Source organism: Rubritalea squalenifaciens DSM 18772 (genome assembly GCF_900141815.1).
GTDB classification, from domain to species: Bacteria; Verrucomicrobiota; Verrucomicrobiia; order Verrucomicrobiales; family Akkermansiaceae; genus Rubritalea; species Rubritalea squalenifaciens.
Genome location: NZ_FQYR01000005.1, coordinates 528,232 through 540,708 on the forward strand (window position 1 = coordinate 528,232; position 12,477 = coordinate 540,708).

8 protein-coding genes are annotated in these 12,477 nt (G+C 50.9%); 3 read left to right on the forward strand and 5 right to left on the reverse strand.

Features of this window, described 5'->3' with window-relative positions; all coding sequences use genetic code 11:
• Positions 1-45: 45 nt before the first annotated feature.
• The gene (locus BUB27_RS15555) at positions 46-2,337 is read left to right on the forward strand and encodes a beta-N-acetylhexosaminidase (RefSeq protein WP_159435002.1); all 2,292 of its coding nucleotides are present in this window, start codon (positions 46-48) and stop codon (positions 2,335-2,337) included.
• A gap of 85 nt (positions 2,338-2,422) precedes the next feature.
• On the opposite strand, the gene BUB27_RS15560 is transcribed toward BUB27_RS15555, so the two are convergent.
• From BUB27_RS15560 to BUB27_RS15575, 4 genes are all read right to left on the reverse strand, one after another.
• Positions 2,423-3,016, reverse strand: a complete 594-nt coding sequence (locus BUB27_RS15560) for a hypothetical protein (RefSeq protein ID WP_143184782.1) — start codon at positions 3,014-3,016, stop codon at positions 2,423-2,425.
• A 134-nt stretch (positions 3,017-3,150) separates the two neighbouring features.
• Positions 3,151-3,807, reverse strand: a complete 657-nt coding sequence (locus tag BUB27_RS15565) for a hypothetical protein (RefSeq protein WP_143184783.1) — start codon at positions 3,805-3,807, stop codon at positions 3,151-3,153.
• Between the two features lie 109 nt (positions 3,808-3,916).
• Positions 3,917-5,986 (reverse strand): serine/threonine protein kinase, encoded by a 2,070-nt coding sequence (locus BUB27_RS15570; RefSeq protein WP_143184784.1) that lies wholly within the window; start codon positions 5,984-5,986, stop codon positions 3,917-3,919.
• Positions 5,983-6,576 carry an RNA polymerase sigma factor gene (locus tag BUB27_RS15575; RefSeq protein ID WP_143184785.1) on the reverse strand — a complete coding sequence of 198 codons (594 nt, stop codon included), beginning with the start codon at positions 6,574-6,576 and terminating at the stop codon, positions 5,983-5,985. Before BUB27_RS15575 ends, BUB27_RS15570 begins: the two co-directional genes overlap by 4 nt.
• Before the next feature lie 174 nt (positions 6,577-6,750).
• On the opposite strand from BUB27_RS15575, the gene BUB27_RS15580 reads away from it, so the two are divergent.
• Positions 6,751-7,497, forward strand: coding sequence for a PEP-CTERM sorting domain-containing protein (locus BUB27_RS15580; RefSeq protein ID WP_159435003.1), 747 nt, complete (start codon positions 6,751-6,753; stop codon positions 7,495-7,497).
• Between the two features lie 56 nt (positions 7,498-7,553).
• On the opposite strand, the gene BUB27_RS15585 is transcribed toward BUB27_RS15580, so the two are convergent.
• Positions 7,554-10,856: an Ig-like domain-containing protein gene (locus BUB27_RS15585; RefSeq protein ID WP_143184787.1), complete on the reverse strand. Its 3,303-nt coding sequence runs from the start codon at positions 10,854-10,856 to the stop codon at positions 7,554-7,556.
• A 380-nt stretch (positions 10,857-11,236) separates the two neighbouring features.
• Here BUB27_RS15585 and BUB27_RS15590 point away from each other — a divergent pair, with 380 nt between their 5' ends.
• On the forward strand, positions 11,237-12,412 hold the full coding sequence (locus BUB27_RS15590; protein ID WP_143184788.1) for a XylR family transcriptional regulator: 1,176 nt from the start codon (positions 11,237-11,239) through the stop codon (positions 12,410-12,412).
• Positions 12,413-12,477: the final 65 nt, after the last annotated feature.

The window sequence follows — 12,477 nt, forward strand, 5'->3', positions numbered from 1 at the left end:
TCGAGAATGTAAGGTAAATTTATGAAAAGAATATATTGTCTATTGATGTCACTAGTTAGTGTATGTGGCGTGAGTGCGGGTTACTCCCAGAACCTGGAAGTAGTGCCCGCTGTGAGTAGCTGGAAGCCAGCTCAAGGTGCACTGAAACTTGGAGAGATGCGTTGGTCGTTGTCTGATTCAGGTTCTATGCAGCTTTTGGTATCCGTGCTTGAGGGAGAGGGTGTATGGGGGGACCAAGTTGGTGTACCTGAGACGGCCAAGGGTGGCGTCCATTTCAAATGGGATAAGGGGATTGCGGGAGAAGAAAGCTACCGAGTAACCATTGGTGATGGTGTGCTGGTGGAAGCGAGCAGCTACGCAGGTCTATTCTATGGATCAAGAACTGTACTCCAGCTCGTTCATTCTTATCAGGGAAACATTCCGAAAGGTATCATTCAGGATAAGCCCGTTTATCAAGTGAGATCTCTTATGATCGATGTAGGGCGAAAGCATCTGGAGTTCGAGGACCTGAAGGACTGGGTGCGTCTGATGGGGTGGATGAAGTTCAACCAGCTTCAGCTTCATTTGAATGATAACTCATGGGGACGCTATCCAGGCTATCGACTGGAGAGTAAGGTATATCCGGGATTAGCGTCCAAAGATGGCCATTACACCTTTGAGCAGATCAGAGAGATTCAGGATTTTGCCAAAGGCTATGGAGTAGAGATTATTCCTGAGATTGATAGTCCAGGGCATTCACTAGCTTTCACGGTCTATCGCCCCGATCTAGCTCATCCTGATATCGACCGTGCTGGGTTTGGTCTGGCTTATTTGGATATCAGGGGTGAGCAACCCAGAAGATTCATGGAAAAGTTGTTCGATGAGGTGGCTCCTTTGTTTGATAGCAAAGAATTCCATATCGGCACTGACGAGTATCGTCTGAATCTGATTAAAGACAAAAATGAGCGAGATGCCCTGGGTGAAGACTTCCGCTTGTATATCAACCATTTCAACAAGTACCTCAAAGAGAAGCACGGCAAGACGGTACGTATCTGGTCTGGCTATGAGCACATGCCCGGTACTACTGAGCCAGAGAAAGATGTGATCATTGATATGTGGGTCACCGGTGATGCCAAGAACAAGACCAAAGACGGCTACAAAATCATCAACTCATCTCATAACTATACCTACATTGTGCCGGGTGCGCCATATTATGGAGTGCATAATCCGGGTATCTATAATGACTGGACTCCCTTGAAGTTCATGAACAAGCCTGAAGGTATCCTTGAGGAAGGTGAAAAGAATTTGTTAGGGGCTAAACTGCATATATGGAACGACTACGGGCCAACGGGGTATACTTGGAATGAGATCGCTCGTCTGACAGTTCCGTCCATGGCGGCCTTCGGTGAGAAAATGTGGGGTGTGAAAGGTGCTGAGAACTATGACGCGTTCGTGAAGTATGCAGACACTTTATCCTCGGCAGCGCCCGCAGTCACCCTGCTCACACGCGATGCTACAAAAGAAGAGATGGTCTGGAGCCTAGAGAATCAGAGCGAAATGATTGGCAATAGCAGCATCAGCATGAATGCGGCGGCACAGAACCTTGAGTATCCGTGGATTGCGAGTTTTACCATCACCCGGAAGAATGATATCGCCGGGGACGAGCTGCTAGTCAGCTCTTCTTTGGCAGCATTCTATCTTGATCTTACGCACGAGTTTAAGTCCAAGCAGGGTGTGGAAACCAAGCGGGGTGTGGCCTGTGTACGTGCCAACCAAGCTCCTGGTTTTGATCCTCTGACTTCCTATAATCCTGATGTGATTGTCTTTCCATACGAAGTGCCACTGAATCAAAAAGTGACGCTGACTTTTGTGGGGGAGCAGAAGAAAACCTCTCTCTATGTCGATGGTAAGTTAGTATCATCAGTGAATACCCAGATGGTTTGTCCATTAGGTCAGATAGGTGCAGATCAGTTGCCGAGAGGTTTTCACGGCACGCTTCACAAGGTGAATATTTTCTCCAAATCCATTAACCATGAGATTGGTCATTGGGATACAGACCTGTTGAAAGATGGCCGCTATCCATTTGAAGTGAATGTGCTCGCGGGGGCTGCTGCCGTGCGTTTTGAATACAAGCGTGGAGCCCATGGTGCCAACCTCAGAAAAGTGGGTCTGTGGAAGGAGGGGGTCCTCGTTCATCAGTATGAAGGTGACTACTTTGTCGGTGGTAGTAACCGGGACCAATCTTTCAAGATTCCTGCTGCTCTTAAGGATGAGCGGGATCTGAAGATAAAAGCGGAGATTACTGGTGAGGGTGGTAGTGACTCATTCGGCAAAGTGAGTTCAGGACGCTTCTTTTAGTCAGAGTGTGTATGGGAAGATTGGTTATAAGCTCGTGGCACAATGTGTCTTTTCATGCCCATCGACCATGGGCGTGGCGAGCTTATCAGTTGTGCGGAGCCATGGTGCGGTGGCGAAGGACTTTGCCGGACTTGCTGATGACCCAGTGCAGGCGGGAATGGCCATCGCACTCCTCGGAGCGGGTCCACTCTATCAGTACGGTTCCGCGATCGGCTGAGATGTGGATTTTGGGTTTGTTCAGGTGGGATAGGAAGCCTCTGGCGTAAGGTTTCTGGTCGTCTGGTACGTCCTCTAGCTTGAGGCTCGACTGCTGCAGGCGGAAGCCAGCGAGGTCTGCCCAGAAGCGTTCGGGGATATCGATCTTCTTGCCGTCCCAGGTGAGCTCGAACTTGCGGATGAGGGTTTCGCCTTTCCAAAAGCGGGAGGGTAGTTTTTGTCCTTTCAGCTTGTAGCCGACAGTCTGGCCCTTGTGGTTTTTTATCTTCTCTAGTTCCGCATCGGTGGGTTCGTAGAGTTCCACGTAGAGGGTAGCCTCACCGTACTCGCTGTAGGGGTTCTTCACGGTGCTGGACAGGGTGTAGGAGACGCTCTTATGCCAGTGTGGGTTCTTGGCCAGTTGCGCCTGAGCCCCGAGGGAGAAGATGAGTGTCGCCAGAGCGGGTAGGAGTAACATTTTCATCGTATGCTAAGCGTCCCGGCGCGGCAGCTATGGAAGAAAGCATCGACTGCACACCCGGACATTGGGGTTAAAATTCACCAGCTAAGTTAGCACAAGACGTGGGATGTGTCAGTAGGAAGTGGACTGAGAGCAGTTTACTCATGCAGGTAGCCCCAGTCGTGGACACGCTCGTAGTAGTTGTAGCTCATTTCGGCCTCATAGTTCTGCTGGGGTAGGTAGACGAATTCATCCCAGTTCAGGCCGCCGCTGGTGCAGGGGATGTAGAGTACCCAGGGGTTGGAATGGTAGCGCTCGGCTTGGGGCGCTACCTCGTACTTATATTCTGGGTAGGCCATGATGCCTGTGCGGGGGACTTTCTCCAGATACTGTGGTACGAGTTCCTGCAGGTTCTCCGGCGGGCTGCCGTGCTGTGCCGTGTAGTCTGCGATGGCGGTGACGAGTGGGGCGCTGCGCTGTGCCAGAGCTGCAAACTCGGCCATTCGGATTTTGTTTCCTATTAGGACGCTGGCGATGAAGAGTCCGGTGTATACTATGCATACGGACCACCAGCGTAGGGCCGGCTTGCGGAGCCGTTTATTCAGTAGCAGGAAGGGTAGCACGATGATGGCTGGTAAGGTAGCTAACAGCAGCATGCCCATGATGGCTAGTCCTGAGAGGAACATGCTGGTGCCAATGGGGGCAACTGCCACGTACTGAAACAGCAACGCTAGAACGGGCAGCGCAATGGCCCAGCGCCAGACTTGCTTCATGGTGTCTGGCTTCGGGCTGTCGGCTGGAGCTGGCTGGTTCATATGATTATTTTTAACTCGTGGGCCTTGGATGAGTTATTACTCGAAATGGGAAATTAGGTTAAGATTATCCAACATAGGTACCCTTAAGCTGATTATGAATTAAAAAAGTTTATTCCTTAACAATGATGATTTCCCACTGATGCTGGGAGCGGATGAACTGCTGGAGGCGTTCGGGGCTGATCTGGCCTTCTCGAATGATGATCTTCTTTAAGTTTGGTAGGGGAACGGTCTTGTTGAGGTGTAGTGTTGAGCAGCCACTGACGTTAATGGTCTCCATGGATTGTCCGTCAAGATCGTGAAGGTCATACCGGCCCTGGCATTGGAGGACGAGTTCGTTTACTTTGATAAATCGGAACAGACTCTCACCTGAACCTCCGCCTCTAGCTAAGTTTATGGTGACGATGTTCTCCGACGACTGGATGGTCAGCTTTTTCGTTTTGGGCTCGTACTCAGAGGAGAAAGTTTTTGGATGACGGTTTACCACTTCCAGAAATGCGATAAAAGCGGGGTAGGGAAGGCCGTTCTCACGAGCTACATGGTCGTAATAGAGAGTCCGTTCTATGTGCGCCGTTAAATCAGGCTTCATTTCCCCAGCGGCTCTGATGTAGTCAGTGAGTTGTTCCGTTGTGGGGCGGCGACTGTTAGAGAAGGCGTAGCCTGGAAATTTTTTGGCTAGTTCGAAAAGACTCAAGGTGAAGTTGGACTGGGTATGCTCTATGCCTTCGACCTCAAGAACACCTTTAAAGTTGAGTTGAAGACAGCGCATGGAAACTACCTCAGCTCGTGCGATGTTATCTTCGGGGTTGAGCTGTAAGGCAAGCTGAGCCAGTTCCTCAACCTCGCTTACGGTGCGTACGGGAGATTTGAAGATACCCAAGTTCTTGAGGCTGTTTGCCGAGCGGGCAAGTTTACTGGCTAGCTGACGACGAGAGCTTTCGCGGGTTTGGACTTCTTTCTGGTAGAGTGAGTCGAGCATGCTGGCCTCGGAAGCGTAGTCGGCTGCTTTTTGGCGTTCAACCTCAGCGCGTTGTTTTTCAGAAGCTACCCTCTGACGTTCTTGTTGGAGATCATTCAGAAGCCAGGCAGAAATACCTCCGATCGCTAGCAGCGAGGTCATGGAAATGACCACTGGTAGGCGGTGACGCATGATAAAGAAGCGCGCAGCCCTGAGGAAGCTGGGATCCTCGGCCTGAGTGGCATAGCCGGTGAGGTGCTTGCGCATATCAGAACTTAGCTCGGCTGCAGAGTGGTATCGCTCGCCGGGATCCGCAGCGCAGGCTTTCAAAATGACAGCCGATAAACTCTCTGGGATGTTACACTGAGGAAATTGCTTACTAGGATGCGTAAATTCGGCTGTTCGCGTTTTCTCTATGAGCTCTTCCTTGGAGTTAGAGATGATAGGCGGTTTTCCTGTAAGGATGTAGTGAAGGATACAACCTAGGGCAAAAACATCGGTTCGTTTGTCTTGTCTAGCTCCCGGAGTGACTTGCTCAGGGGCCATGTAGCCTGGCGTGCCACGAATTTCTCCCATTAAGGTGAGGTTGCCGATGGATTCGGTCTGGCCCGGGTAGGTGGGCTCATCGTCTATGGTGGCCTCTTCGGTTCGTTTGGCTAGACCCCAGTCGCATACAAGGACTTCGCCCAAGCGGTCGACTTGGATATTTTCCGGCTTTAGATCGAGATGGAGTACCCCACGTTCATGAGCATGGGCGATGGCTTCACAGATGGTGAGAAAGATCGCCAAGAGCTCACGCCGCTGACCCGGGCCAAGGGGATGGACAAAGTCAGCCAATGTGCTGTCACCCTTAAGGTCCATGGTGAAAAAAGGCCGACCCAAACTATCTGCACCCAGATTGTATACCTTGATGATATTTGGATGGTTGAGCGATGAGATGATGCGAGCCTCGTGTACGAAAAGGTCATAATACTCAGCACCGCGATCTTCCCGTAGACGGGCCATCGCTATCCAGCGCATGGCTCTGGCATCCCAGCATTTCCATACCTGCTTGAGTGATCCAGTACCCAGGAGTGTGTCGTCCACGTAGCGCTCCTGGATGCGGCGTAGCTCTTCAAAGTCCGGGCAGATCCCCTCCATCCCTGCTGGATCAAGGAGATTGGCCTCCGCATAGGCGCGGCCTAGGCGACGGTCTGGTTGATAGGGAACAGGTTCGTCGCTCATGGTTCTAGATCGGCGGTTAGGGCTCTAATTTCCAGGTAAAGCCGTTTTTTGACGCGTTTGCGCAGGGTGTAGACTGACTGGACGGTGAGATCTGTCTGTTCTGCAATTTGCTCTGCAGAAAGTCCGTCCAGACCGAGCTCGAAGACTTTGACAGCTTGTCCTTGGAAGGTGGCACGTACTCTTTCCATGGCTAGGTTCGCGATATACGTCGTCCATTCCTCTTCGATCAGTGCATCGATTTCTGGAGCCATAGCATCAGCTTCGTCTATCTGTAGCTCATGTCCAAACTTTTGGAGGCGGATACTTCTACGCTTGGACTTTCTGAGATGGCTGAGTGCGGTATTGCGAATCACGGCGCTCAACCAGCCTCTGAAGGAGCCCTTGTTTTTATCATAGCTGGCGAGATCCCGAGTCAAGTGGACGAGGACCTGCTGGGAGACATCATCCAGGTCAGCGTGATCGATTCCGATTTCTCCAAGCACATAATAAATGAAGCGTTGGTATTGCTGGACGAGTTCCTGCCACGCGTCCGCGTCACCTACATCGCAGGCGCGCATGATCAAGCTATGGCGGGTGTCTGGTCGGTCCATCTTATTTTCGGTTATGGAATGAGGTACATGCTGTCGAGGGGATTTATATCAAATGTGAAAAAAAATGACTCAAGTGTCCCAGTCACTGAAATGGGTGGCGAAGCATATCATGTCATGGGGCGGTATCACTCTGTCTCCATAGGGAAACCCTTAAATAACTCTATCACTCAACTCATGAAGAATACACTGATGTTTGGAGCCGTCTCGGTACTCATATTCACCCACGCTTCTGCGGCTACGATCACTCTGGATACTCTCACTGACTCCATTACGGCAGGTTCTACGGATACCACAGGCGGTAGCACCGCCCCTACGGCTCCAGGAGACAGCTGGTATACTGGAGACTATGAGGGATCCGTCAGGACTAGAAGTGATGGGAACCAAGTAGAACTGCGCACTCAGTGGTATTTCCGTTTTGATACATCCGCGCTGGCTGGCGTGGATGCTGCCGATATTGTCTCCGTAACGATGTACATTCCGCAGGTGGGGCGCCTTAATAACCGGACGGATAACATCGCACTAAAGCTCTATGATGTAGGGTCCAATTGGGACGACGAGGGCTCGGCTTATCCTCTCTGGAATCAGGGGAGACCGTCCTCAGAAATTGCGCATGGAACAGGTGATGAGCTAGGAGTTATAGACAATCACTACAACGTATTTGGCAATACGACGGACACAAGTAATCCTGATGTAGAGGGCATTTTTGAGTACAGCTCTGCACCTCTGCAAGCTTATGTAGAATCCTGGCAGAATGGAGATGATAATGATGGATTCTTGCTGACTGCACCTAACGTAGGGCTGACAGGGCTCGCTTTTGCTACACCGACTTTGGTGATTGAGACGGCAGCTGTTCCGGAGCCCTCATCAGTATTCCTGAGTCTCTCAGGTCTTGGATTCCTGTTGCTGAGAAGGCGTCGCTAAGCGAGGGGCATTCCTGCAGCAAGCAGGGTGGGGGGAATCCCTGCTCATGGCTTCTTTTACGGGGTGTCGATTTTAAGTCGGTAGAAGCGCTTCTCAGGAGTCGCAGAAGTGCTTGTCTCATGATCGACGCCGCTACCTGCGAATATGGGCTTCAGTGCTGTCCAGCTACCGGGTGCTAGGGTGTCACTATACTCGATCGTGTAGAAGCGGTTGCTCTGAGTGGGAAACTTCAGACTGGCTAAGCTAGAGCCGGAGGGGGACTCGATCATGAATACTGGGACGGAGTTCCGAGATGTAGGGTCTGTTCCTGCGACATACTCGTGGTAGTCTGTGAATCCATCGGCATCGGTATCCGTGTTACGATTGTCTGTGGTGGTGGAGAACGAGTAGGTGTTCTCCCATTCATCAGGCATGCCGTCATTGTCATCGTCTGCGTCGGCGTCATCGGCGATGCCGTCATCATCAGAATCTACAGAGTAGGCATTGCCCAATGCGGCTACTTCAGTGGCGCTCAGGGCTGTATTGTAGAGTCTGACGGAGCTGATGTTGATCGGGGCATCTTCACCATTTTCGTCGGCAAATAGTAGGAGGGTAGAGGAGAGCGCAAATCTGCCATCGATACTCTGGGCGCTGCCGTTGAGTATTTGAGCTCCGTCCGCATAAATTTTGTAGGAGGTGCCATTATCGACAGAGACTACAATCCTTGTCCAGGTGTCAGGCGCTAGCGACCATGAGCTGTAGCCTGTCGCCGATACGCCTATGGTTGCATTGGAACTACGGATGAAACAATCACCGTCATTACTGTTGTTAGGATCAGTCTGGAAGAAACACATCCAGCTGTTCTGGCTGCTGGATGGATAGCTCACATCAAAGACCAAGGTGTACTCGTTCACAGAACTGCCTCCGCCATTGGCCGGGATTCCGTGAGCGAGATTGTAGTGACTTCCTTGGGATATTTTTACCGCTCCATCACCAGCGCTGACTCCTGCGACAATATCTTGATAACCGTTGAGCTGTAGATCGGGGCCTATAGTAGCCTTGGTGAGGTCAAATGGGTCATCGAATTCCCAGAGTCCGACGAGTTTGCGGGCAGTGACTTCAATTTCTAGTACGGCAGTATCCGTGCCTCCATTGCCGTCACTTACTTGAACAGTCCATTGATTGCTTCCTAGATCACCATTGGCTGGCGTTCCTGAAAGAGTGCCGCCTGGAGAGATTGTCAGCCAGGTTGGGCCACTTAACTTGGAATAGATTAATGTGTCGCCATCTCCATCGAGAGCGCTTCCGGCCAGAGTAGCATAGTAGTTCAGATTTGTCTGAGCACCTGTTGCCTGAATGCTGTCGCTGTCAAAGACAGGAGCACCCGGAGCCGGGAGGATCTTGATGCTGACATCGTTCCCGTCGCCTCCCAAGTAAGTGATTTGTGCCGAGAGGCCGCTGCCAAGGAAGTCAGTACTGAGGATCTTGCCTTCGCTTAAAGAGGTGCCCGAGGCCAGGTCTGAGCCGATTCCGCTGAGCAAGGTTCCCGAGATCGCATCAGAAGCATCGTTTTCTAGTATCACAAATTCATCACCTGTTTGCGGAGTGTAGCTCGCGCTATTCGTGAGATCCAGAGTAGCATTATTCAGTGCTACGGAACCTGTCACTGACAGGGCGTCATACTCGCCGCTGGAATTTCCCCCAATACGAATTTCCAGTTCTGAGCCTGATTGCATACTGAGGTTGTCTAACAAGTTCAATGTTCCCGTAGTGGAGTCGTGACCCGGTGCGATGTGTGACCCTGTGGGGCACTCAGTCTTCCCTGATACTTTTCCCGAACCACGCAGGGTCTGCCCATTGGCGAGAGAGAGGGTGCCGTTTTGTAGACCTACCACTCTGAGCACGGCGTTGTAATCCACCAGAATTTCAGGCGAGGCAGGCATGAGGTTCTGGCTACCTGTATTTTCCAGAATCAGTGCACCTCCACTGACGCGGGTGTTACCCGTATAGGTATTCACTTTGGTGAAGTAGAGGTCGCCGATGTTTACGCCACCATCATAGGAGCCGCGGAAGTAGTCCCGTCCATGAGTCTTGGTGAGGGATCCCGAACCACTGATAACAGAGTCGATCACCATGTCCCAGTCACCTGTATTAAATTGTCTGTCGCCGATGATTTCGATGGGCAGTCGGAATGCTGGGCCACTGCGTGGTGTATTGGGACCGTAAGTCGCCATGTTCACGACGTCACCAGTCAGTGAGATAGCGTTCCCCGTGAACTCATAACCGTTTGAGAAGGTGCCAGGCCTGAAGACAATCCCAGCGAAGCTGGTCCCAGCAGGAAAGTCATTCACGGATGCTTTTCTGGTAGAGCCGAAAAACTTGAGGACGTCACCAGCAGAGGGGGCTGTGCCGCCCCAGTTGGCGGCGGTTTGCCAGTTGTTGTTAGATCCGCCACCATTCCATTGTCTATTGGTGGCTCCAAGTTCATTACCAATCGTGATACTGTTTGTGTTGAAGGTGGCCGAGTAAGCGAACTCGCCTGAGTAGTCGGTCTGAAACATCTCCAGGAACGGGGAGTATGTTTTGACGCGGATCTGGCTGTTATCTGGATCAAAGATGACTTTCTGGAGGAATGAATTGCCGCCATTGATACTCTGCTGCCAGTTACTCTGGATTTGGAGAATCTTGCGACCATTGGAGGTGGTGTCTACTTCGTGCCGAGACACCCAGTCATGACCATTGCAGGTCATGAAGACCTGGGGGTTAGGATCGATCAGGGTGTTCCAGATGTTTTGGCCGATTGAACTCCTGCCCGAGGAGTTGTCCGCCATATAGCCGTGGGTGGAGATGATGGTGGGCTTGCTCGAATGAGCCGACATGATTCCCAGAGCCCAGGTCAGGTGAGTACTCTTCGGATTATGCGGTAGATTGATATGCAGGAAGTCGATTCCGCCAGCACTGAAGGTTTGCGCGTGTGCCAGACTGTCTGAGCTTGCCCCGAGATACCACGAGTAATTTTGGTAGCGACTGGAGCCAAACGGGCCAGGAGCGCCACCGTCATGGTTACCAAAGGTAATGCTGTAGGGGACGGTTCCATCCAATTCATCGATGACTTGATCGGCATAGCTCCAGAGTGATGAGTTGTCCTGAATGACATCACCAACATGGGTAACGAAGGCGATATTCTCATTAGCCACGTTGTTCTTAATCCACGTGGTCTGCATTTTAAATAGGTCTGGCCCTCCGTGGTTGATGACTTGTGCGTAGCGTTGGCTGTCCGGGATAATAATCATTTCAAAGGGCTCCACGGCGAGCAGGCTTCCTGTGAGGATGGAAGAAACTCCTAGTGTGAGAACCCATCTAAGCTGACGATGGTTCATGTTGTGTGTTTCTGGTTTTGGACATCAGATCCGAAGGAATGAGTTTCTGACCTGATCCGAGATTCCATTTGTTGACACTAGAGGAGGAAGAATGAGGTCATTTAATAGGGAGAGTGACCGTTGAGCAGAGATTCCTCCAGAAGTGGTTGTGATTCTGGGTTACAAGGAGTTGCCCGGCCTAGACCGGACAACTCACGCATGTAACACAAAGAGATATAAGGCAGGGTGAACAGTGGCCTTATGTTAGGTTTATTGCAGTGTGATGAGCATGATGTTCTGTGTTTGAGCGTGATGATTATAGGTTAGTGAGATGATTTGAATCAATGGCTTCAGTGCAAAAAATATTGTCAAAGTGGCAAGTTGAGAGTTAGTGTACGATCATGCTCCCAGAGACTTCCCATCGATACAAAGTTGGTGTCAGATTACCGGACTGGCTGTCAGGGTACGCCTATCGCTTGTTCGAAGGTCTGGTGGATTTCCAACGCACAGGTGTTTCGATCGAATTACACTTTGATCAGCCCAGTGGTGGTGACTTGCCTCACGACCCTATCGATAAATCGTGGAAAGGAGATGGCTTACTTGTATACCGCTATTCTAAGGAGGAAGCGAGAGCCTGGAAGAAAGCCGGTATCAAAGTTATCAACCTGAGTACGGAATATCCAGGAGCTGCTCCGGAGATACCACGGGTTATTGTAGATAACCAGGCGGTGGGCAGAGCTGGATTCGATCATCTTCAATCGTTGGGTCTGAGAGATTTTGCCTACGTTCACGAGTCTAACAGACAATATTCCAAAGAACGCATGGAGGCCTTTGAGGAACAGGTAGTTTCTAATGGGTTGAATTTTTACAGGATTGATGTTCCCGCATCTTCATTTCCGATAAAGACGCGGCCAAAGCAGGTGATGAAATGCCTTCAGGCACTCAAAGATTTGCCTAGACCTTGTGGTCTTCTCAGTAAGGATGACATTGCAGGGGTTTCAGCCATTCGTGTGATGAAGTCCTTAGGAATCAAGTGTCCCGAGCAAATGGCGATCATTGGCGTCTCCAATGATGTTGTTTTTTGCCATACCACGTATCCTCCACTAACAAGTATTCCCTACCCGGGTAGAAAGATAGGCTATGCTGCAGCTGAATTGCTCTACAAACTCATGGAGGGTGAGGAAGTCTCCGATGATTACACACTGAAGGTAGCTCCAGGAACCGTGGTTGCCCGTGAGTCGACACGTTATGTGATCCTGCCTGATCCTGTAGTGACTGCGGCGCTCGAGTATATCCGTACGAGTCCTCTCCAGACTAATATCACCGTGGAAGAGCTTTGCCGTAAGGCTGGAGTATCCCGGGAGGGGCTAAGACAAAAGTTTCAGGCGACTTTGGGAAGAAGCCCCAAGCAAGAGCTTGAGCGAGTTCGCTGCTATCAAATTGTGGAGATCTTGAGAAACAGCACAGAGACTTTGTCTGAGTTATCCGAAATATGCGGATTTTCAGGGCCTGATCATTTGTGCCGTTTCGTGAAACGCCTCACTGGCAAGACTCCAGGGGAAATTCGCAGGGGGTGATATTAGTAATTTGGGGGTAATACTTGTATTTTTCGCTGTTTTTCCATTCTCATAAGTCATCTAAT

What these genes read in the sequence shown, in the direction of transcription:
- BUB27_RS15555 (WP_159435002.1), top strand. Translation starts at nt 46, where the DNA reads ATGTCACTAGTTAGTGTATGTGGCGTGAGTGCGGGTTACTCCCAGAAC.
- BUB27_RS15560 (WP_143184782.1), bottom strand. Translation starts at nt 3,016, where the DNA reads ATGAAAATGTTACTCCTACCCGCTCTGGCGACACTCATCTTCTCCCTC.
- BUB27_RS15565 (WP_143184783.1), bottom strand. Translation starts at nt 3,807, where the DNA reads ATGAACCAGCCAGCTCCAGCCGACAGCCCGAAGCCAGACACCATGAAG.
- BUB27_RS15570 (WP_143184784.1), bottom strand. Translation starts at nt 5,986, where the DNA reads ATGAGCGACGAACCTGTTCCCTATCAACCAGACCGTCGCCTAGGCCGC.
- BUB27_RS15575 (WP_143184785.1), bottom strand. Translation starts at nt 6,576, where the DNA reads ATGGACCGACCAGACACCCGCCATAGCTTGATCATGCGCGCCTGCGAT.
- BUB27_RS15580 (WP_159435003.1), top strand. Translation starts at nt 6,751, where the DNA reads ATGAAGAATACACTGATGTTTGGAGCCGTCTCGGTACTCATATTCACC.
- BUB27_RS15585 (WP_143184787.1), bottom strand. Translation starts at nt 10,856, where the DNA reads ATGAACCATCGTCAGCTTAGATGGGTTCTCACACTAGGAGTTTCTTCC.
- BUB27_RS15590 (WP_143184788.1), top strand. Translation starts at nt 11,237, where the DNA reads ATGCTCCCAGAGACTTCCCATCGATACAAAGTTGGTGTCAGATTACCG.